Here is a 19,809-nt window from a genome sequence, read left to right as displayed (position 1 = left end):
TGCGGTTGCGGCACCACGGCCTGCGCCGGTTGCGGCACACTGGCCGAAGCTGGCGGGGGCACCTCGGCGGACGGCGCCGGCAGGGTCACCTCGGGCGTCGCGACGGGCGCGAATTCGCGGGCCGGAACGATGGGTTCGACGGGCTGGGCGGGGACCTCGACCTCGGCTTGCGGCGCGATCCCGGCGTCCACCTGCTCCGGCGGCGGCGCGGGCTGGGCCGGCGCGGCGGGCGGAGGGGATTTTTTCTTGAAGAAGCGGCTAAACATGGGTAACAAGTATATTCGTATCGTCGGGGGCCAATACCGGCGCACCCCTATCGTCGTGCCCGACGTGGAGACGCTCCGCCCGACGCCCGACCGGGTGCGGGAAACGCTGTTCAACTGGCTCAACCACCTGTGGGGCGGCGAATTCGCCGACAAGCAGGTGCTGGATCTGTTCGCCGGCAGCGGCGCCCTGGGCTTCGAGGCGGCCTCGCGCGGCGTGGCGCATGTACAGATGGTCGAGCGGGACAAGACCGCCGCGTCCGCGCTGCGGACACTGCGCGACAAGCTCAAAGCCGACATGATACGCATCCACGTGGGCGATGCGATGCAGGTCGCCGAAAGAATGGATGCGTCCCGATTTGATCTCATCCTGCTCGATCCGCCCTTCGGACAAGGCTGGCTGCCGCGCCTGTGGCCGATCCTGCCGGGCATCCTGGCCGAGGGCGGCCTGGTCTACGTCGAGGCCGAAAACGCCATCGAGCCCCCCGAGGGATTCACGATCCTGCGCCAGGACAAGGCCGGGGCGGTGCACTACCACCTCCTGGAATTTGCTGCATTGCGCAAATAGATCAATAATCCGAGCTTCGGAGGATGGTGTACACCACTAATAACGGTACGGAGCTCGCATGATCATCGCTGTTTACCCTGGCACTTTCGACCCGCTGACCAGAGGCCACGAAGACCTGGTCCGCCGCGCCGCCACGCTTTTCGACAAAGTCGTGGTCGGCATCGCGCACAGCCGCAACAAGAAGCCCTTCTTCAGCATCGACGAACGCGTGGACATCGCGCGCGAAGTGCTGGGGCACTATCCCAACGTGGAAGTGCAGAGCTTCGGCGGCCTGCTCAAGGATTTCGTGCGCGACCAGGGTGGACGCGTCATCGTGCGCGGCCTGCGCGCCGTGTCCGACTTCGAATACGAATTCCAGATGGCCGGCATGAACCGCCATCTGCTGCCCGACGTCGAGACCCTGTTCATGACGCCGTCGGATCAATACCAGTTCATCTCCGGCACCATCGTGCGCGAAATCGCCCAGCTGGGCGGCGACGTCAGCAAGTTCGTGTTCCCCTCGGTGGAACGCTGGCTGCAGGAAAAGGCCAAGGAACGCCGCGAGCAATCCTGGCCGGGCTGAGCGTCCCCGCTCTCCGCCTCACCGAACCCTCCCGGAGGGCGCCTTGCGCGCCCTCCCTGCGTTTTGGCGGCCCGCTCGGCGCCCCTCATGGGCGGCGATGGGCAGGTCGGCGCCAGGGGCTTGCCCGGCCCGCCGCGGGCCCGGCAGTACAATTGCAATATCCCTGCCGGATTCCGTAGCCCCTCCATCATGGCCCTGACCATCACCGAAGAATGCATCAATTGCGACGTTTGCGAGCCCCAGTGCCCGAACGACGCGATTTCCATGGGCGAGGACTACTACGTCATCGACCCCGACCGCTGCACCGAATGCGTCGGCCATCACGACGAGCCGCAATGCAAGGTGGTCTGCCCGGTGGAATGCATCGAGCTGCATCCGCAATGGAATGAAGGCCAGGAACAGCTGATGGCCAAGTACCGCCGCCTGACCGGTGCCGCATGAGCGACACCGCCCAGCCCGGCTTCGACACTCCCTCCTCCCGCCCCAACGCCCGCCGCGACCTGTCCGCCTCCGCGATCGCGGCCGGCCTGGTCGCCGTGCTGGTCAGCTTCGGCGGCACCGCGGTGCTGATGGTGCAGGCCGGCCACGCCGCCGGCCTGGACGCCGCCCGCATCGGTTCCTGGATCGGTTCACTCAGCCTGGTGCTGGGCCTGGGCGGCGCGGCCTACAGCCTGCGCACCGGCCTGCCCATCGTCATGGCCTGGTCCACGCCCGGCGCCGCGCTGCTGGTCACCGCGCTGGCCGGCGTGCCGTTCCCCGAAGCCATCGGCGCCTTCGTGCTGGCCGCCGCGCTGACGCTGGCCTGCGGCCTGTTCGGCTGGATCGATCCCATCCTGCGCCGCATTCCCGGTGAAGTGGCCGCCGCCATGCTGGCCGGCGTGCTGCTCAACTTCGGCATGGGCATCTTCACCAACGTCGGCAAGCAGCCGGCGCTGGTGCTGGCCATGTGCGCCGCCTATCTCGTGTGCCGGCGCTGGGCGCCGCGCTACGCCGTGCTGATGGTGATGGCCGTGGCGGTCGCCATGGCCGCCGGCCTGGGCCTCGTGCAGGTCGACCAGCTCGACTGGCACCTGACCGAATTCGTCTGGACCACGCCCGTCTTCAGCATGCAGGCCGCGGTCAGCCTGGGCGTGCCGCTGTTCGTGGTGGCGATGGCCTCGCAGAACCTGCCCGGCCTGGCCATCCTGCAGGCCGCCGGCTATCGCCCGCCGGCCTCGCGGCTGGTCGCCGCCACCGGCTTCCTGGGCCTGCTGGCCGCGCCCTTCGGCGCCCACAGCGTCACGCTGGGCGCGATCAGCGCGGCCATCTGCACCGGCCCCGAGGCGCACGCCGAGCCGTCCAAGCGCTACATCGCCGCGGCCACCTACGGCGTCAGCTACTTCGCGCTGAGCATCGTTGCCGGCGCGGTCGCGGTGTTCTTCCAGGCTTTGCCGGCCGCGCTGCTGGCGGCCCTGGCGGGCCTGGCGCTGCTGGGCACCATCATGGGCGGCATGGCCGCCGCCATGGCCAATCCGCAGCGGCGCGAAGCCGCGCTCATCACGCTGCTGGCGACGGCGTCGGGCTTCAGTTTCTGGGGGATCGGTTCGGCCTTCTGGGGCCTGGTGGCAGGCCTGCTGGCCCACACCGTATTTGAATTCAAGCGCAAGCAGGCGGCCTGAAGCGGGTCTCGCCCCGCGTTGAGCGCGGCGCCTGGCCGCGCCGGGTCAGTCCGGCCAGGCGGTCACCGGCGTGTCCGGATGCACCTTCATGATGCGGCACGGCACCTGCACGAAATTCGAGATCCAGGCGGCGGCCAGCTCGCCCTCGTCGACCACGTCGATGACCTGCTCGCCGACCTTCATGCTGTAGCGCACGCTGTCGTCGTCCTCGATCACGTCCAGCGGAATATCCATGCGCAGCATGCCCGGCGCGCGCAGCACCAGGTAGCCCAGGCGCACTTCCACCGTCACGTCGGCCAGCCGCGGGCACAGCTCGCGATTGAGCCATTGGCCCGAATCATTGGCGACCAGCCACTGCCGGTGATAGGCGGCGGCTTCGGCCTGTTCCGTGTGGCCGCACTGGGCGATGGGCTGGAAGGCGGCGCTCATTTGCCCAGCAGGCCCTTGAGCGCCTTGTCCACGGCCGCGCCGCCCTTGCCCTTGCCGGTCACGGCTTCGCGCAGCTTGTTTTCCAGGCTGCGCTTGAGGATGCCGGCGATGGCGTCCTTCCACAGCAGCGTGTAGGTGGGCTTCTCGAACGGACCGCGCACGTGCACCGGAATCGTCACGTCCTTCAGGTCGATCAGTTCCTTGCCTTCGGGGTCGGCGGCCGGATTGACGACGCGCGCGCGCGCCACCAGGTCCAGCTCGTTCTTGACGAAGTCGATGGTGGCCGGCTCGCCCTGCGTCACGCGCAGCAGCGGCGACACGACGTTCAGGCGCTTGACGCTCGCCACGCCCTTGGTGAAGGCCAGGTCGGCATCCATTTCCGAGAACGCGGTCTGCTTGCTGGTGTCGGCCGCCACCGTTTCGTCCTGCGACTCGGGCTTGAGCGCGGCCTTCAGCTCGCGCAGCGTCTGCGTCAGGTTGATGCCCTTGACCGCGCCATCGCGCAGCCGCACCTGCAGCGTGCCGCCCAGGCCGCTCTTCATGGCATAGGCGTTGGCGCCGGCGGTCTTCAGGTCCAGCGCCAGGCTGCCCGCGCCGCTCAGCACGTTGCGCTGCGCCAGGTCCATCAGCAGCGGCTCGATCGAAATGCCGGCCAGCGACATCTTGGTCGCCAGCTGGTTGCCCTGCGCCGCGTCCACCGACAGCGCGCCGGCCAGCTTGCCGCCGTACAGGCCGGCGGTCAGGCTGGAGATGTCGAGCTTGCCGCGATCGAGCTTGACGGCGGCGGCGACGTCATCGGCCTTCAGGCCGCGCACCACCAGCTTGCCGACCTTGAGCGTGCCGTTCACGCTCGGGCCGACCAGCGCCGACAGGTTGATCGAATCGTCCGCGGGCGCGGCCGGCGCAACCGGCTTGTTTTCGTCCTTTTTGCCGTCGGCGGGCGGCTTGGCCGGCGCGGCGGCAGCCGCCGCCGGCGGCACCAGCTTGTCCAGGTCCAGCGTGTCCACCGCCAGCGCGAAGTTCACCTGCGGCGCGTCGCTCAGCTTGGCGATGTCGGCGGTCAGGTCGAACTTGCCGCCTTCGAGCACGGCGTTGATCTTGCTGCTGGCCGTGTCTTTCAACAGGTCGACGTTGAGGCTGCCGATCACGGGAATCTGCAGGCTGCCCTTGGGCAGGCCCGGGTCGGTGATGTTGACGTCGCCGCGCAGGCCCGCCAGGCCGCCCTGGCGCTGCAGCAGGTTCAGCGACAGCGGCGAGGCGAAGGTCAGCTTGACCACGCGCTCGCCCTTCTTGGATGTGCTGTCGAGCTTGGCTTCCTTGATGTCGAGCTCGGTGGCGTTGCCGCTGATGCCGTTCAGGCCGAAGCTGGCGTCCAGGCCGCTGATGCGCACGCGGCCGGTCAGCGCCTCGCCCGTGGCCTGCGTCGGCGAAATGTTCAGCGCCGGCGCGTCCACGGCGAATTCGAACGGGCCGTCGGCCACGCCGCCCTTGGCGCGCACCGCCAGCTTCTCGATCTGCAACTGGCTCTTGTGCGGGTCGATCGACAGCTTGGGCATGGCCACGCTGGCGTCGACGTTGGTGGCGCGCGCGGCCGGGTCGGTCACGTCGCCCTGGAACACGACTTCCAGGCCGGCCACGTCCAGCGCCGACTTCTGGCCGTTGAACGCCAGGTTGCCGCGCACCGCCAGGCTCTTGGCCTCGGCGCCCGGCAGCTTGCCGTCCATGCGCAGGTCGAGTTTCTGCGCCGCGTAGCGCTTGGCGGACGGATCCAGCGTCAGCAGCGCCTGGCCGGTCAGATTGGCGTCGATGCGCGGATTGCCGCCTTCCAGGCGCGCCGTCAGGCGCACATCGAAGGGCTGGTTGAAGGTGACGCGGCCGGTGTTGGCGTTGATCTTGGTCACGGCCACGGCCATGCCCGACATCTCGTCCTGCAGCAGCACCTCGCCGTCCTTCAGGTCGAGGCCGGCGATGTCGATCTGCATGTTGTTGCGCGACGGCGGCAGCGTGCCGCTGGTCAGGGCCTGCGCGGCGGTCTGCGCCGCCCCCGCGAGGGCCTCGGCGGGATTGGCGGGCGTGGCCACCACGGGCGCGGTGCCGCCCACCAGGTTGCTGAAGTTGAACTGGCCGTCCTTGCCGCGCACCACGCGCGCCTTGAAGCCGCTGATGGCGACATGATCGACCACGAAGCTGTTGGACAGCAGCGGCCACACGGCCACCGCCAGGCGGGTGCTCTCGATGGAGGCGAAGGTCTCGGTGCTATTGACCTCGGACAGCGACACGCCCTGCACCGACAGGCCGATGCGCGGGAACAGCGACAGCTCGATCTCGCCGTCGATCGTGAGCGTGCGGTGATAGCGTTCCTGGACCAGCTCTTCGAGCTTGTACTTGTACGCGTTGGGGTCGAACGTCAGCAAAAAGATGGCCAGGCCAACGACGGCCACGACAACCAACACCACCAGGCCTATCAGAATGCGCTTGAACCACGTTTTCATTGCCGCCCCGTCGGTACCTCGACTGGTAATCCTAGAATGCCACCCGCCGCGCCTGGCGCGGGAATGGCGCTTTGCCGTCGCGCCGGACGCGCGGCTTCATGATTTGTCCGTCTTCGATCGCATGCCGCCGCGTGCGTCAGGCCGGGGGCCGATACGCCAAGCGGAGAGGGACTGCCATGGAAAGACCTGCTGAAGACGCCGGCATGACCAGCGTGCACATACCGCTATCGTAACAAATCGGGCCCGCCTGCGCGCCAGGCCCGAAACTGACGGTTTTCTGTCTCGGCGATTGTAGGACTAGAATTATTGATCCATCAATAATTGATCCATCCAACAATGCCCGCCCCCGCCCCCAGCACCCCTTATTCACCCGGCCAGGTGCTTCCCTTCCGGCAGACCCTGCTCGCCATGCTGGGCATGTGCTTCGTCATGATGATGGTCGCCATCGACCAGACCGTGGTGGGCACCGCGCTGCCCACCATCGTGGCCGAGCTCAAGGGCTTCGAGCTGTATGCCTGGGTGGCGACCTCGTACCTGCTGACCTCGGTCATCACCGTGCCGATCTTCGGCCGGCTGGGCGACTACTACGGCCGCAAGCCCTTCGTGGTGGCGGCGATCGTGCTGTTCACCCTGGCCTCGGTGCTGTGCGGCGCCGCCGACAGCATGTTCACGCTGGTGCTGGCGCGGGCCCTGCAGGGCGTGGGCGGCGGCATGCTGGTGGGCACCGCCTTCGCCTCCATTCCCGACCTGTTCCCGGACCCGCACGTGCGGCTGCGCTGGCAGGTCATGCTCAGTTCGGCCTTTGGCATCGCCAACGCGGTCGGCCCGACGCTGGGCGGCGCGCTGACCGAGCACTACGGCTGGCGCTCGGTGTTCTACGTCAACCTGCCCATCGGCATCCTCGGCCTGTGGTTCGTGGCGCGCTACCTGCCGCACCTGCGCAACCACACCGAGGGCAAGGTGCGCCTGGACTGGCAGGGCGCGCTGCTGATCGCCGTCGCGCTCGGCGGCCTGCAGCTGCTGGTGGAGCTGCTGCCCAAGCAAGGCCTGAGCGCCACCATCGTGCTGCTGGGCGTCGGCAGCATCGCCGCCTTCGGCCTGCTGTACTGGTGGGAACGCCGCTGCCCGCATCCGCTGCTGCCGTTCGACATGTTCCGCAACCGCGGCCTGGCCACGCTGTTCACGCTGGCGCTGCTGGTCGGCGTGACCATGTATTCGCTGCTGTTCTACGCGCCGCTGCTGCTGCAGGGCGGCTTCGGCCTGTCGCCGCAGGACGCCGGCCTGCTGATCACGCCGCTGGTGGTCTTCATCACCGTCGGCAGCATCATCAACGGCCGCATCATCACCCGCATCCGCAACCCCAACCGCATGCTGTACGCGGGCTTCCTGCTGATGGCGCTGTCCTGCCTGGGCATCGTCACCACCCACAACTACACCGCGCACTGGCTGATCGCCGGCTACATGCTGATGGCCGGCCTGGGCATGGGCTTCATCATGCCCAACCTGACCGTGTTCGCGCAGCAGACCGCCGGGCGCACCCACCTGGGCATCGCCACCGCGCTGCTGCAATCGCTGCGCATGATCGGCGGCATGCTCGGCACCGCCGTGGTCGGCACCATGGTCAACCACAGCTACTTCAGCGGCGTCGAATCGACGCTGCGCGGCGCCTCGGCGCGCTGGCTGCCGCAGCTGGACGACCCGCAGATGCTGGTCAATCCCGAGGCCCAGACGCAGTTCCTGGCACAATTGGCGCATCAAGGCCAGGATGGAGCGTCGCTGATCGAGATCGCGCGCGTGGCGCTGGTCAGCGCCATCCACGAAGGGCAACTCATCGCCCTGGCGGTCGCGGTGCTGGCGCTCTGGTGCGTGCGGCGCGTCCCCCTGGTGCAATTGGCGCGCGTCTCCAAACCGGAGCCCGCCAGCGTCGGAGAGTAGCTTTTGCCCAAACAACAACAGGGCCTGCAGGTCATCCAGCACATGGGCCAGACCTACCGCGTCATGCAGAGCGCCTTCAGCGGCCAGGTCGGCCACGCGCTGCCGCGCTGGCGCATCCTGCTGGCGCTGCATGAAAACGGCCAGTGTTCGCAGAAGCACCTGGCCGAACGCTGCCGCCTCGATCCCGCCTCGCTCACCCGCCAGCTGCAGGCGATGCAGAAGCTCGGCTGGATCGCGCGCGCGGTCGACGCGCAGGACAATCGCCTGACCAACGCCCGCCTCACGCCCGCCGGCCAGGCCGTGGTCGACGAGGCCCTGCCCAAGCGGGCCGCCTTCTTCGACGAATCGCTCAAGGGCCTGTCGGCCACCGACATCGACACGCTGAACCGCGTGCTGAACGTGCTGGAAGAGAATTTCCTGCGCGCCGCCAGCGGCAACAAGGTCGAGTAACCGCGCCCGGGGCCGCCCAGGGCAGCGCGCCCACGGTCGCGACCAAAGCCATTCACCCCCGTGCCGCTACGCGCGGGCAAAGCCCCGCCATTCGTCCGTGCCATTGACACCCGGAAAGGTTATTGAATAACATTCAATTAATCTATTGATTGTTATTTCATCTTGCCGGAATCCCCGCATGCCTTCTGACCTCCTGCTTCGCGCCGTGCTGATCGGCGTCGGCGCCACCCTCGTCATGGATCTGTGGGCGCTGCTGCTCAAGCGCCTGTTCAACGCGCCGTCGCTGGACTACGCCATGGTCGGCCGCTGGATCGGCCACCTGCCGCGCGGCCGCCTGACCCATCCCGGCATCGCGCGCTCGGCGCCCATCGCGGGCGAACGCGCCATCGGCTGGATCGCCCACTACGCCATCGGCGTCCTGTTCGCCCTGCTGCTGCTGGCGCTCTGGGGCCCGGCCTGGGCCGCGCGGCCGACGCTGCTGCCGGCGCTGATCGTCGGCATCGCCACGGTCGCGGCGCCATTCCTGATCCTGCAACCCGGCATGGGCGCCGGCATCGCGGCCTCGCGGATGCCGAAACCCGGCGTGGCGCGGCTGCGCAGCCTGATGGCGCATGCGTCGTTCGGCGTCGGGCTGTACCTGGCGGGATGGCTGGTCGCGGCATGCCTGGACGCCTGAGACGCCGCGCCTCGGCGCGCGGGCTCAGGTGCATGGGCATCTTTGCCCCGCGCTTCCCGCCGCCGCGCACGGCTTGGCCGCGCTCGCGTTTTGCCAATTCCGCCAAGGGCTTTTAAAGTAACGGCCTGAACTCCATCCATCGAGGTATTCGTCCCATGCGCCATTGATGCCGCCGTCGCAATGACGGCCAGTCTCCACCCGCCCCCGTTCGCAGGGGGAGTTCCTGGCATCCCTGGAAGCATCACGCATGACGACTCCCTATCTCACGCTCGAAAGCGTGTCGTACCTGCTGCCCGATGGCAGCCCGCTTTTTTCCGGACTCGACGAAACCTTCGACCAACGCCCCACCGGCCTGGTCGGGCGCAATGGCGCCGGCAAGACCGTGCTCGCGCGGATCCTGGCCGGCCAGTTGCCGCCGTCGAGCGGGCGTTGCCTGCGATCGGGCAGCGTCTTCTACCTGGCGCAGCAGGTCTCCCCGCCCGCCGGCGCCACGGTCGCCAGCCTGGCCGGCGTGCAAACGACGCTGGACGCCCTGGCGCGCATCGAAGCCGGCAGCAGCGCGCCGGAAGACTTCGAGCGCGTCGGCGACCGGTGGGACATCCGCCAACGCCTGCGGCAAGTGCTGGAACGCGACGGCCTCGGCCACCTCGACGCCGCGACGCCCGCCAGCGCCCTGAGCGGCGGCGAAGCCATGCGCGTGGCGCTGGTCAGCGCCCTGCTGTCCGAGGCCGACTTCCTCATCCTCGACGAACCCAGCAATCACCTGGACCGGCCCAACCGGCAGGCGCTGATCGACCAGTTGCGCCATTGGCCGCGCGGCCTGCTGGTCGTCAGCCATGACCGGCAACTGCTCGACACCCTGGCGCGCATCGTGGAGCTCTCATCGCTGGGCCTGCGCGGCTACGGCGGCAACTACAGCGCCTATGCCGCGAGCAAGGCGCTTGAACGATCGAATGCCCTGGAGCGGCTCGAACACCACAAGCTCGAACGCCGGCGCGAAGAACAGGCCATGCAAGCGCAGCGCGAGCGGCAGGAACGCCGCCAGGCGCGCGGCCAGCGGCATGGCAAGGAGGCCAACCAGGCCAAGATCCTGCTCGACCGGCAAAAGGGCCGCAGCGAGGACTCGGCCGGCAGGCTGCGGCAGCAACACGCCGCCGCCCACGAGCGCCTGGCCCAGGCCGTGCGCGAGGCCGCGCAGCAGGTGGACAAGGACGTCGACATCTCGCTGCATGCCCTGCCCCTCGCGCAGGCGGCGCAGCGGCGCGTGGCGGAGCTGGACGCCGTCACGTTGCCCTTCATCGCGGGTCCCACCCGCCACGTCGACCTGCTGCTCGGCGGCCAGCAACGCATCGCGGTCACCGGCCCGAATGGGTGCGGCAAGTCGACCTTGCTCAAGGTGCTGGCGGGCCTGCTCGCGCCCCTGTCGGGCGAGCGCAAGGGCGCGTCCGAATGCGTCTATCTCGACCAGCGCCTGGCCGACCTGGCCTCGGATCGGCCCGTGCTCGAACAACTGCAAGCGGTCAACGCCGCCCTCGACGAAGGCGAACTGCGCATGCGACTGGCGCACCTCGGCCTGGACGCGCGCAAGATCACGGCGCCAAGCGGCGCGCTCAGCGGCGGCGAACGCCTGAAGGCGGCGCTGGCCTGCGCGCTCTACGCCGATCCGCCGCCGCGGCTATTGCTGCTGGACGAGCCTAGCAATCACCTCGACCTGCCCTCCACGCTCGCGCTGGAAAGCATGCTGCGCGGTTACCCAGGCGCCCTGGCGGTGGTGTCGCACGACGACGCGTTCCTGGACAGCCTCGCGCTCACGGATCGGCCGCAGGCCACGCAACAGGGCTGGCTCCTGGAACCGTGGTGAACGCAATCGACGGCGCCTGACGGCCGGCGGGGCACACCATCGTCCTGCCCGCCGCGCGCGCAGCGGGGCTCGCGCCGCGCCTGCCTTGAACAAGTCTTCTTTTGCGGGCCACGCGGCCCGGCTTGATCCATTTCGCCAGAGATCCGGCATATTCCCTTGGCGCCTCATTTACGAAATGGAAATGCCAATCAATGGCATTGCTTTTCAAGTTTCAAGGGATCCCTTCATGCACCCACATCCGTCTGGCTCGTCCGTCCTGCTCGGCCTGATTGCCCTGGCCCTGGCATCGGCCCCCGCCCAAGCGCGGCAGCCGGACGCCGGCGCCACGGCCTCGCCCGCCCCGGCCACGCTGCCCGCCATCGAAGTGACCGGGCAGACCGACGAACCCACCGAGACGACACGCGCCTATACCGTTCCCGCCACCCGCGCCTCGACGGGCCTGACCCTGAGCCCCAAGGAAACCCCCCAGTCCGTGTCGGTGGTCACGCGCCAGCAGATGGACGACCAGGGCATGCAGTCCATCGGCGACGTCCTGGGCAGCACCACCGGCATCACTTTCGTCGAGCTGGACAACGGCGGCGGGCGCACCACCTACCGGTCCCGCGGATTCAACATCACCAACTACAAGGTCGATGGCCTGTCGATCATCGGCGGATCCTCGTTCAACGGCGGCGGCAGCGGCGCGATCAACATGGATCTCTACGACCGCGTCAGCATCGTGCGGGGCGCGAACGGCTTGATGGGCGGCATCGGCGATCCCTCCGCCACCGTCGACCTGGTGCGCAAGCGCCCTGGCCGCACGCTCGGTGCGAGCCTGATCCTGCGCACCGGCAGCTGGAACAAGAAAAATGCCGTGGGCGACATCAACATACCGCTGGCGGCGGACGGCCGCGTCCGCTCGCGCCTGGTGTTCAGCGGCGAGGACTCCGACGGATTCCGCGACCGCTCGGGCATCGAGCGGCAGGGGTTCCTGGCCAGCGTCGCCATGGATGTGACCGCCCGCACGCAGGTGGGGCTGGGCTTCCAGTACGAACACAGCATCTTCCACGGCGCCTCCTGGGGCGCCAACGTGCCCGTCTGGTTCGCGGACGGCTCGCCGACCCATTTCCGCCGCAGCTTCAACCTCGCGGCGGACTGGAGCAAGAGCGACATGGAAGCGAAGACGCTGTTCGCCTCGCTCGACCATCGCTTCGACAACGACTGGAAGCTGCGCGCCGATTATGCCCACACCTCGCGCGCGGACCTGAACAACAAGGGCGCCATCAAGGTCAACAACGGCAAGGTCCGCTGGCCCCATTGGAAGCAGGATGGCAGCGGCGCCTACCTCAATGCCATCCACTCGGAAACGGAAGGCGAAACCGACGCCTTCTCGCTGGATCTGTCCGGCCCGCTGGAACTGTTCGGACGCCGCCATGAACTGCTCGTCGGCCTGAACGGCTCCCGCATGGACGAACCGTCCTGGACTTTCAACAGCAGCAACTGCAGCATCGATGGCATCGCCGGCTTCAGGGGACGCTGCCAGTACCGCACCGAATTGCCCGTGGCCGATTGGCGCGCCTGGCGCGGCGACGAATACGGCAACATCCGCGCGTTCCGCACCGACGCCCGCCGCGTCACCCGGACAACGCTATATGGCGGCTACGTCGCGGGCCGCTTCGAGCTCGCCGACGACCTGACCCTGATCACCGGGCTGCGCCGCAGCCTCTACCAGATCCACAGCGACAACTACAACGCGGCGGGCGTCCGCGGCGCGCGCACCGGGGAAAACGCCGCCCACGCCTGGACGCCCTACTACGGCCTGGTCTATGGCTTGACGCCGACCTATTCGGTCTATGCCAGCTACACCGATGTCTTCACGCCGCAGAACCGCAAGAACGAAAGCGGCGACACCCTCAAGCCCATCACGGGCGCCAGCTACGAGGCCGGCATCAAGGGCGAATGGTTCAATGGCGCGCTCAATGCCGCCGTATCGGCATTCCGCAGCCTGCAGAAGAACGTCGCCCTGAAAGACGGCGACAGCTTGACGCCCGATGGCGACCAGGCCTACCGGCCCGGCACCGGCGTCATCGTCAAGGGCGTCGACGCCGAAATCGCCGGCGCCATGACTGCCGCCTGGAACGTCTATCTGGGCTACACCTATCTGGACGTCGGCAACAAGGACACCGCCGACCGTCCCGACCCGCGCCATCTGCTGCGGCTGAACACCACCTACCGGCTGCAGGGAATGCTGCGGGGGCTGACCATCGGCGGCGGCCTGACCTGGCAAGGCAATACGGTGTCCGACCCCTACCTCGGCCAGCCGGATGGCCACGGCGGCTTCGACAGGTCGCTGATTCCCCTGAAGGGCTATGCGCTGTTCAACGCGATGGCGCGCTACGACATCAACCGCCATCTGTCGGCCATGCTCAACGTCAGCAACCTGTTCGACAAGACCTACTACCGGCAGTATGGGTTCTATAACGGATTGATCTACGGCGAGCCGCGGCGGGTGACGTTGAGCTTGCAGGCGAAGTTCTGAAGACCGCAACACCAGGTCAGAGCAGTACTCACTCGACCAACCGCTTGCGCCGGTCCCTTACTGGCGCAAGCTAATTCGCGCCCTCGTCTGACTCATATAGTTTGAATGCACGCAAGCATCAACGCCCCGAGGGGTTTGGAGAGACGCGTCAGCCGATGCCTCCACAAGGTTGAGTAAGCCGTTCGCTATTCATCTGAATCCTCTTCGGGCAAATCCCAATCCTTCGAGCGCGCCTCGCCTGTCTGGTAGAACTGCCTAACCAATTTGACATAGTCGAGGAAATCTCGATTTTCCGTGGCTAACCGATTGGCCATATCCCAATCAATTTCATCACGCTCACGCGCGGGAACCAGCACCTGACTTTCCGCAGGGTTGTCCACATCCAGTTTGATGAAACCGATACCATGAGCCGCGAACAGCATCCGCATCTCTTTCAGCGTGTCCTGCCCGCTGACCTCCGCTGCGACCAGATAGCCGAAGTTTCCCCATGACGAATTCGATACGGCCTGAAAAAAACACTCGCGCACGTTCGAGCGATTGATAAGCAGCTTGACCTCGAATGACCAAAGCTTGGTGCGCTTGTCTGAGTATTGTTTAACGCAGTCGCGCACCTCCCGATGCCAGTCCGCGCCCAAGTCCTCCATACCCACCATGTCCGGATAAAGCCATCGGTTGCCATTCGGTCCGCGCTTGTTCGCCGAACGCTTCTCGTCGATGCGTTTGGAAAAGATGCCGAACTCCCCCCAGAGATACTGTGAAAGAAGTGGGTACAGCGCATGCTCACCAAAAACTGAAGCATCCCCTCCCACGGCTACGGAGGCGGTTTCAGTTTCGGCGTCGCCTTCGGCTGCGGCCACCTCCGCACTATCTGATTTCTCTGAGTAGTAGTACTTCCGCGGATAGTCTTCAGTGGTTTTAAGTGCTGGGTGCTTCTTTTGCATGCGAGGTCGCTGCGAACTGATTTCCGCGCCGAGCTGTTGAACGAGATCAGCATCCGACTTGAGATAGTCGCCTCGACTATTAGCTCGCTTTTCCTGGCACTCCACAGGAAAAGTAGCGAACACCCACTCGGCGATTTGCCTAGCCGTGAACTTTTCCTCGGGCCGCGCCTGCAAATAGGCCACTACTGCTTTTGCGAGATTCAGCGCCACGTTACTTCTCCATTCTTTCCCGCATAGTTTCACCAGTGAATATTCGCATTTCCATGCATGACATCGCTCTGACTCCAGCCCTTGGCGCCATTTAAAAAATACTCGCTAATGAAGCGCCAACTTTGACTGGTGGACGGTTCTTGGCGGCAGTCCTCGAGGAACAATGCCCTCTTTGCGCAGCCAATCCAGCCACCGGCCGAGCTCGGCTGGGGTGAAGCGTGCCTTACGTTCATGCCAGTTCTCGCGAAGCTCTGAGATGATCTGGGCATCCGTCGGTCGAACGCCGTCGATTAAAAAATCGTTCCAAACAGCGAAAAGAGTGGCGACGATCTCGACTTCTTCGGTCTTCTTGTCTGCCAGGGCGTAGAGCAGTCGGTCAAATTCAGTCTTCTGTCCGGACGTCATCAGGACTTCGGCTTTGGCCGCAGGCTCCGATAACGCCGACAAGCAACGGTACTCCGTCTTTTTCCTGCCGTTGACCAAGGTCTTTTCATTGACCTCGAACCAGCGCTTGCCTTGACCTTGACGCTCGAAATCATAAATCCAGGTATCTAGTGGCCCGGCAGCTTCACGCTCGGGTTTCAGATCCAGTTCCAGGCCCACGTAAGCTTGCGCTAGGTACATCACCTTGGCTGCAGCGGTGCGACCGAAATATTGGCCGTTGGCAAGTTTATTTATCGCATAACAGCCAATGGCGGCACGGTAGGCGGTCAAATCAACAATTTGGGCCCTTGAAGACGATGCTGGTCTGAGTGTTTTCTCTGCGTTTTCTTGAACTTGGGTATGCATCAGAGCGCTCAGCATTTCTGCTTGTTTGCCGGTGGAGGCATTGATTTGCTTGTCCAGCGAGTCGCACAACACCATCAACTGGTCGATCTGGGTAACGATGCGTTGTTGTTCTGCTAGCGGAGGGAGTGGTGTCAATGAATTTCTTATAAGACCAATATTAAGAGTCGGCTGAGCTAAGGTTCTCGTGTCGCCGCGAAAATTCATTTGCATGAACGCACTTTGAAGGACCCATAAAATATATGTCTTGTTCACCCTCAATGCCGGAACAATTCGACAGACAGCCCGCGCAATATAGCTTCCCGCCCACTCTTTTGGTGCAACTCCGAGCTTTCCAATACTTCCGACCACACCCATTAGAATCTCACCACCAACCAGCTTAGTGCGTTCGAAATTTTTCGCAATGGTTTCACTGATGCTTTTACTGGGTTGCATCCTTGGGGCCTTAATATCCAGATCTTCAATCCGCACAAAAGGCACTCCACCGTCTACATCTGGCCCCGGAACAAGAACGCCGTATCCAATAGGAAATTCTTGGTTGATTAAATTGTCGAATCTTGCCCATTCCCACCCCTGCGGAAGTACATAGGGTTTTTCTTCTTCTTTTATCGGTAGCAGTGGCTTGAACTTCTTGATTTTCCCTTCTTCTGCCAACCGCTTTTTTTCTACTTCGAGTTCTTTTAGCATTTCGCTGGCGGGTTGGTCGTCCGGGTTTTGAGGGACGAGCCTGCCCATCACCGCCAGTTGCAGGATGGCTTTTCGCAATTCGGCGACGTTTTCCTTGACGGTGTAGAGCTCGCCGAAGTGTTCGGCGAGGAAAGCATGGGCGCGCTGGTGCTGGTCGGGTTCGGCGATGTTCAGCAGTTGCTTGATGGCTGTGGCATGAACGGTTAAGCGCGCTTCCTGCTGTGCAGTACGCAGTTTTTCCAGTTCATCGCAACGAGCCATCAGTTCGTCGATTTTGGCGACGATTCGATGTTGTTCGTCTGATGGTGGCAGAGGGAATAGTCCTGAGAAGAAGTCGCCATCATTTATTGCTGGGTATGCAACACCCTTTTGAGTGCGCTCAACATAGCTAATAAAAATTGGCGAGCGCAGGTAACGAAAGACAAATCTATTGAGCACTCCATTATAAGAATGCAGAACTGCAAATGCAGTACTTGCAATGGGCTCGGGCTCATATTCACGTTCAATAATGGCAACGTTCAACAAGTAGGGACGTACTGTCGAATAAACAACATCCCCTGGATGAACTATCTTCCTTGCACGGGAAGGTGCATCAGAGGCGCCAATTATTTGTGCCTCAGTGATCCTGCCTGACTTGTTATTAATAGCGCTAACATCTATATATGTGAAACGACTGCCAGGAACTCTTTGACCCCAATCATGACAAATATCTCGCAATCGCACCCATTCCCATCCTTGCGGCAATACATACGGCTTTTCTTCTTCCACCACCGGCAGTAGGGGCTTGGGTTTCTTGATCTTGCCTTCCTTCACCAGCCGCTGTTTCTCAGCCTCAATTTCTTTCAGCAGCTTGCTGGCGGGCTGATCGTTCGGATCTTGCGGCACCAGCTTGCCCTGCATGGCCAGCGTCAGGATCAGCTCGCGCAGTTTCTTGATGCCATCGGGTGCGGCAAAGACGGTATCGAAATGCTTTTCCAGTAGTTCGGCGGTGTGCTTATTCATGCTCGCCCCCCAGTTCGCGCTCGATCTGTTCGATGCTGGGCAGGCTGGTTTGCAGTTCTTCAGGCAGGGATTCGATCAATTGGTATTCCGCCACGCCGATGGGCTGGGTCTTGTCGCGCAATGCGTATTCGGCCACCACGGTGTTCTTGCTCTTGCAGAGCAACAGGCCTATGGTGGGGTTGTCCTGTTCGGCCTTGACCTGCATATCCACGGCGGTGAGGTAAAAGCTCAATTGGCCGAGGTGTTCCGGTTTGAACTTCTCGGCTTTCAGCTCAATGACCACGTAGCAGTGCAACTTGAGGTGGTAGAACAACAGGTCGATATAGAAGTCGTCACCGCCCACTTCCAGATGAACCTGGCGACCGACGAAGGCAAAGCCCGCACCCAGTTCCAACAGGAACTGGGTGATGTGCTTGACCAGCGCTGACTCGATCTCCCGTTCATTAGCTTCCTGGCCGACATCCAGGAAGTCGAACAGGTAGGGATCCTTGAGGGCTTGGCGGGCCAGATCGGTCCCCGGCGCGGGGAGACGGTTGGCAAAGTTGGTGATCGCCTGGCCTTCTCGTTCCAGCAGGCGGGATTCGATATGGATTTCCAGTGTGGCGCGCGACCAGCCGTGTTCCACGGCACGCTGGGCATAGGCCAGGCGTTGTTCTGGCTGCTTCAGCCTGGCCAGCAGCACCAGGTTGTGGCCCCAGGGCAATTGTCCAACAGCCTGTTGGACAATTGCCGCGTCCGGCCAGGCGTCGGCGAAGGAGCGCATGTACATCAGGTTGGCGCGGGAAAAGCCCTTCATCTCGGGAAAGGCTGTTCTGAGATCGTGCGCCAGCCGCTCGATGACCTTGGCCCCCCAGCCCTGCTCGGCCTGCCGCTGCAAGATGTCGCGGCCGATTTGCCAGTAGAGCAGCACCAGTTCGCGGTTGACGGCTAACGCGGCCCGCTGCTGGGCACTGTGGATGCGGTTCTTCAGCTCGCCCAACCAGTTGGCGTAGCCTTCCGGCGCTGGAACGAGGGAGACGGGCTTGTCGCTCATTCTGTCTCCCCGCTGGTGGCCTTGAGCGCCGCCAGCAGTTCGGTTTTCAGCGCTTGCTGGGCGGCCTGCAACTGGCGGGTGATGTCCTGGTATTCGGCCATCAGTTCATCCGGATCACCCAGCTCGACAGCCACCTCGTGCGGGTTCTTGCAATCCAGGTTGTAGTTGCGAGCAGCCAGATCCTTGGCAGAGACCTTCCAGGCATGCTCGGTGGTCTTACGCCCCTTACGCTGCGGGCCGCCCCACCAGGTTTTCTCAAGATCGAATTCCTCAATGGTCAACGGCTTGGAACGGGAATAGCTCTTGTAGCCTGCCGGGTAGGGATGCTCGAAGAACCATACGTCCTTAGTGGGGCCGCCCTTCTCGAAGAACAGGATGTTGGTGGCGATGCTGGTGTAAGGGGCGAACACGCCCTTGGGCAAGCGCACGACGGTGTGCAGGTTGAACTCTTCCAGCAGTTCGCGCTTGAGCGTAGTCTTCACCCCCTCGCCGAACAGGAAGCCATCTGGTAGCACCACGGCGCCGCGGCCCGTGTCGTGCTTAAGCAGGTGCATGATCAACGCCATGAACAGGTCGGCAGTCTCGCGGGTGCGATATTTGGCGAGAAAATTCTTCTCGATCCCGTCCTCCTCCATTCCCCCCGAACGGCGGGTTCGTAAGAATAATATCTACGCGCTCGCGTGGACTGTAGTCTTGCAAAGGACGTGCCAGGGTGTTTCGGTGCCTGATATCCGGAACATCGATGTCATGCAGCATCATGTTGGTCATGGCCAGCATATGCGGCAGGGGCTTCTTTTCAACGCCACGAATGTTTTCCGAGAGCAGCTTCCGATCTTCGGCGGTTGCTTCCTGCTTCTTCAAATGCTCGATCGCACAAACCAGAAAGCCGCCAGTGCCGCAGGCTGGATCGAGGATGCTCTCGCCCGGCTTCGGATCGAGAATATCCACCATGAACTGCGTGACCGCACGGGGGGTGTAATACTCGCCAGCATTGCCGGCCGACTGAAGGTCGGCGAGGATCTTCTCGTAGATATCGTTGAACAGGTGCCGGTCGCTGGACTTGTTGAAATCCACGTCTGCCTCGATGGTGTTGATCACCTGGCGCAGCAACGTGCCGGACTTCATGTAGTTGTAGGCATCCTCGAACACCGAGCCGATTACCCGGCCTTGCGCGGACACGCCCGCCTTGGTGGCAAGCTGTTTCAAGGAAGGAAAGAGGTCGTTGTTGACAAAGTCGATCAACTCTTCCCCGGTCATGCCTTCCAGGTCCTTGGCCCAGTTGCTCCAGCGAAAGCGGCTTTGCAGCGGCGAACGGTAGTTGGACTGGGTGAGTTCCCACTCCTGCTCTTTGTCATCGAAGATCTTTAGGAACAACAGCCAGCAAATCTGGCTTATGCGCTGAGCGTCGCCATCGACGCCGACATCCTTGCGCATGATGTCCTGGATGGCCTTGATGAGAGTTGCAAGTGACATGAATACTTCCTGGAACTAATTCTGATCAGGCTCGGTAGAGCTCTCGCTCGAGCTCATTGACGGCCTGTTGGTATTGATTCTTTCCGCCAAAGGCACGGACCAGTTCAATTGGCGTGCCTAAACGGTTGAATGGAGCTATGGCAAGGATCTGCGTTTCCTCGATGGCTGCTACGCCTTCGTCAGCATACTTATCGAGCAGCGCCTCCAGGACCTTCTGCGCCTGTTCGCCGTACTTGGCGAAGTAATGACGCTTCTTGACCTGTTC

15 protein-coding genes and 1 pseudogene are annotated in these 19,809 nt (G+C 63.8%); 9 read left to right on the top strand and 7 right to left on the bottom strand.

The window, feature by feature from the left end:
* The first annotated feature begins 264 nt into the window (after nucleotides 1–264).
* The 4 genes from rsmD to AOZ49_RS15185 all read left to right on the top strand — a co-directional run bounded on the left by rsmD (nucleotide 265) and on the right by AOZ49_RS15185 (nucleotide 3,051).
* Nucleotides 265–831 carry a 16S rRNA (guanine(966)-N(2))-methyltransferase RsmD gene (gene rsmD, locus AOZ49_RS15200; RefSeq protein ID WP_054428943.1) on the top strand — a complete coding sequence of 189 codons (567 nt, stop codon included), beginning with the start codon at nucleotides 265–267 and terminating at the stop codon, nucleotides 829–831.
* A gap of 58 nt (nucleotides 832–889) precedes the next feature.
* Nucleotides 890–1,393: a pantetheine-phosphate adenylyltransferase gene (coaD, locus tag AOZ49_RS15195; RefSeq protein WP_006385942.1), complete on the top strand. Its 504-nt coding sequence runs from the start codon at nucleotides 890–892 to the stop codon at nucleotides 1,391–1,393.
* A 189-nt stretch (nucleotides 1,394–1,582) separates the two neighbouring features.
* A complete protein-coding gene (locus AOZ49_RS15190; RefSeq protein ID WP_006391351.1) occupies nucleotides 1,583–1,834 on the top strand; it encodes a YfhL family 4Fe-4S dicluster ferredoxin in 252 nt (83 codons plus the stop codon).
* Nucleotides 1,831–3,051 (top strand): benzoate/H(+) symporter BenE family transporter, encoded by a 1,221-nt coding sequence (locus AOZ49_RS15185; RefSeq protein WP_054428945.1) that lies wholly within the window; start codon nucleotides 1,831–1,833, stop codon nucleotides 3,049–3,051. The genes AOZ49_RS15190 and AOZ49_RS15185 overlap by 4 nt, the downstream gene beginning before the upstream one ends.
* Before the next feature lie 45 nt (nucleotides 3,052–3,096).
* Here AOZ49_RS15185 and AOZ49_RS15180 read toward each other — a convergent pair whose 3' ends face one another.
* Nucleotides 3,097–3,480 (bottom strand): MOSC N-terminal beta barrel domain-containing protein, encoded by a 384-nt coding sequence (locus tag AOZ49_RS15180; RefSeq protein WP_054476206.1) that lies wholly within the window; start codon nucleotides 3,478–3,480, stop codon nucleotides 3,097–3,099.
* Nucleotides 3,477–5,972, bottom strand: a complete 2,496-nt coding sequence (locus AOZ49_RS15175; RefSeq protein WP_054476202.1) for an AsmA family protein — start codon at nucleotides 5,970–5,972, stop codon at nucleotides 3,477–3,479. The genes AOZ49_RS15180 and AOZ49_RS15175 overlap by 4 nt, the downstream gene beginning before the upstream one ends.
* A 336-nt stretch (nucleotides 5,973–6,308) precedes the next feature.
* On the opposite strand from AOZ49_RS15175, the gene AOZ49_RS15170 reads away from it, so the two are divergent.
* The 5 genes from AOZ49_RS15170 to AOZ49_RS15150 all read left to right on the top strand — a co-directional run bounded on the left by AOZ49_RS15170 (nucleotide 6,309) and on the right by AOZ49_RS15150 (nucleotide 13,412).
* On the top strand, nucleotides 6,309–7,907 hold the full coding sequence (locus AOZ49_RS15170) for an MDR family MFS transporter (RefSeq protein WP_035359525.1): 1,599 nt from the start codon (nucleotides 6,309–6,311) through the stop codon (nucleotides 7,905–7,907).
* 3 nt (nucleotides 7,908–7,910) lie between these two features.
* The gene (locus AOZ49_RS15165) at nucleotides 7,911–8,357 is read left to right on the top strand and encodes a MarR family winged helix-turn-helix transcriptional regulator (RefSeq protein ID WP_054476200.1); all 447 of its coding nucleotides are present in this window, start codon (nucleotides 7,911–7,913) and stop codon (nucleotides 8,355–8,357) included.
* A gap of 178 nt (nucleotides 8,358–8,535) precedes the next feature.
* Nucleotides 8,536–9,033, top strand: coding sequence for a DUF2938 domain-containing protein (locus AOZ49_RS15160; protein WP_054428950.1), 498 nt, complete (start codon nucleotides 8,536–8,538; stop codon nucleotides 9,031–9,033).
* Nucleotides 9,034–9,280: 247 nt separating this feature from the next.
* Nucleotides 9,281–10,894, top strand: a complete 1,614-nt coding sequence (locus tag AOZ49_RS15155; protein WP_054476199.1) for an ABC-F family ATP-binding cassette domain-containing protein — start codon at nucleotides 9,281–9,283, stop codon at nucleotides 10,892–10,894.
* A gap of 226 nt (nucleotides 10,895–11,120) precedes the next feature.
* Complete coding sequence (locus tag AOZ49_RS15150; protein ID WP_054476198.1) at nucleotides 11,121–13,412, top strand: TonB-dependent siderophore receptor; 2,292 nt, start codon at nucleotides 11,121–11,123, stop codon at nucleotides 13,410–13,412.
* Nucleotides 13,413–13,597: 185 nt separating this feature from the next.
* Here the strand turns inward: AOZ49_RS15150 and AOZ49_RS15145 are convergent, their stop codons facing one another.
* From AOZ49_RS15145 to AOZ49_RS15125, 5 genes and pseudogenes are all read right to left on the bottom strand, one after another.
* Nucleotides 13,598–14,563 (bottom strand): COG2958 family protein, encoded by a 966-nt coding sequence (locus tag AOZ49_RS15145; RefSeq protein ID WP_054476197.1) that lies wholly within the window; start codon nucleotides 14,561–14,563, stop codon nucleotides 13,598–13,600.
* A gap of 105 nt (nucleotides 14,564–14,668) precedes the next feature.
* Nucleotides 14,669–17,038 (bottom strand): restriction endonuclease subunit S, encoded by a 2,370-nt coding sequence (locus AOZ49_RS15140; protein WP_054476195.1) that lies wholly within the window; start codon nucleotides 17,036–17,038, stop codon nucleotides 14,669–14,671.
* Entirely contained in the window at nucleotides 17,031–18,071 is a 1,041-nt protein-coding gene (locus tag AOZ49_RS15135) for a PDDEXK nuclease domain-containing protein (RefSeq protein WP_054476194.1), read from the bottom strand. Before AOZ49_RS15135 ends, AOZ49_RS15140 begins: the two co-directional genes overlap by 8 nt.
* Nucleotides 18,068–19,544 (bottom strand): annotated as a pseudogene (locus AOZ49_RS15130) (N-6 DNA methylase). The gene AOZ49_RS15135 and the pseudogene AOZ49_RS15130 overlap by 4 nt, the downstream one beginning before the upstream one ends.
* A gap of 25 nt (nucleotides 19,545–19,569) precedes the next feature.
* Nucleotides 19,570–19,809 (bottom strand): type I restriction-modification enzyme R subunit C-terminal domain-containing protein (locus AOZ49_RS15125; RefSeq protein ID WP_054476193.1); only part of this gene is annotated, 240 nt, incomplete at its 5' end.

It is taken from the genome of Achromobacter sp. 2789STDY5608615 (assembly GCF_001298995.1).
In the GTDB taxonomy this organism is placed as follows: domain Bacteria; phylum Pseudomonadota; class Gammaproteobacteria; order Burkholderiales; family Burkholderiaceae_B; genus Achromobacter; species Achromobacter insuavis.
Note: the sequence above shows the minus strand (reverse complement) of the source record. Positions and strands in the feature narration are given on the sequence as shown.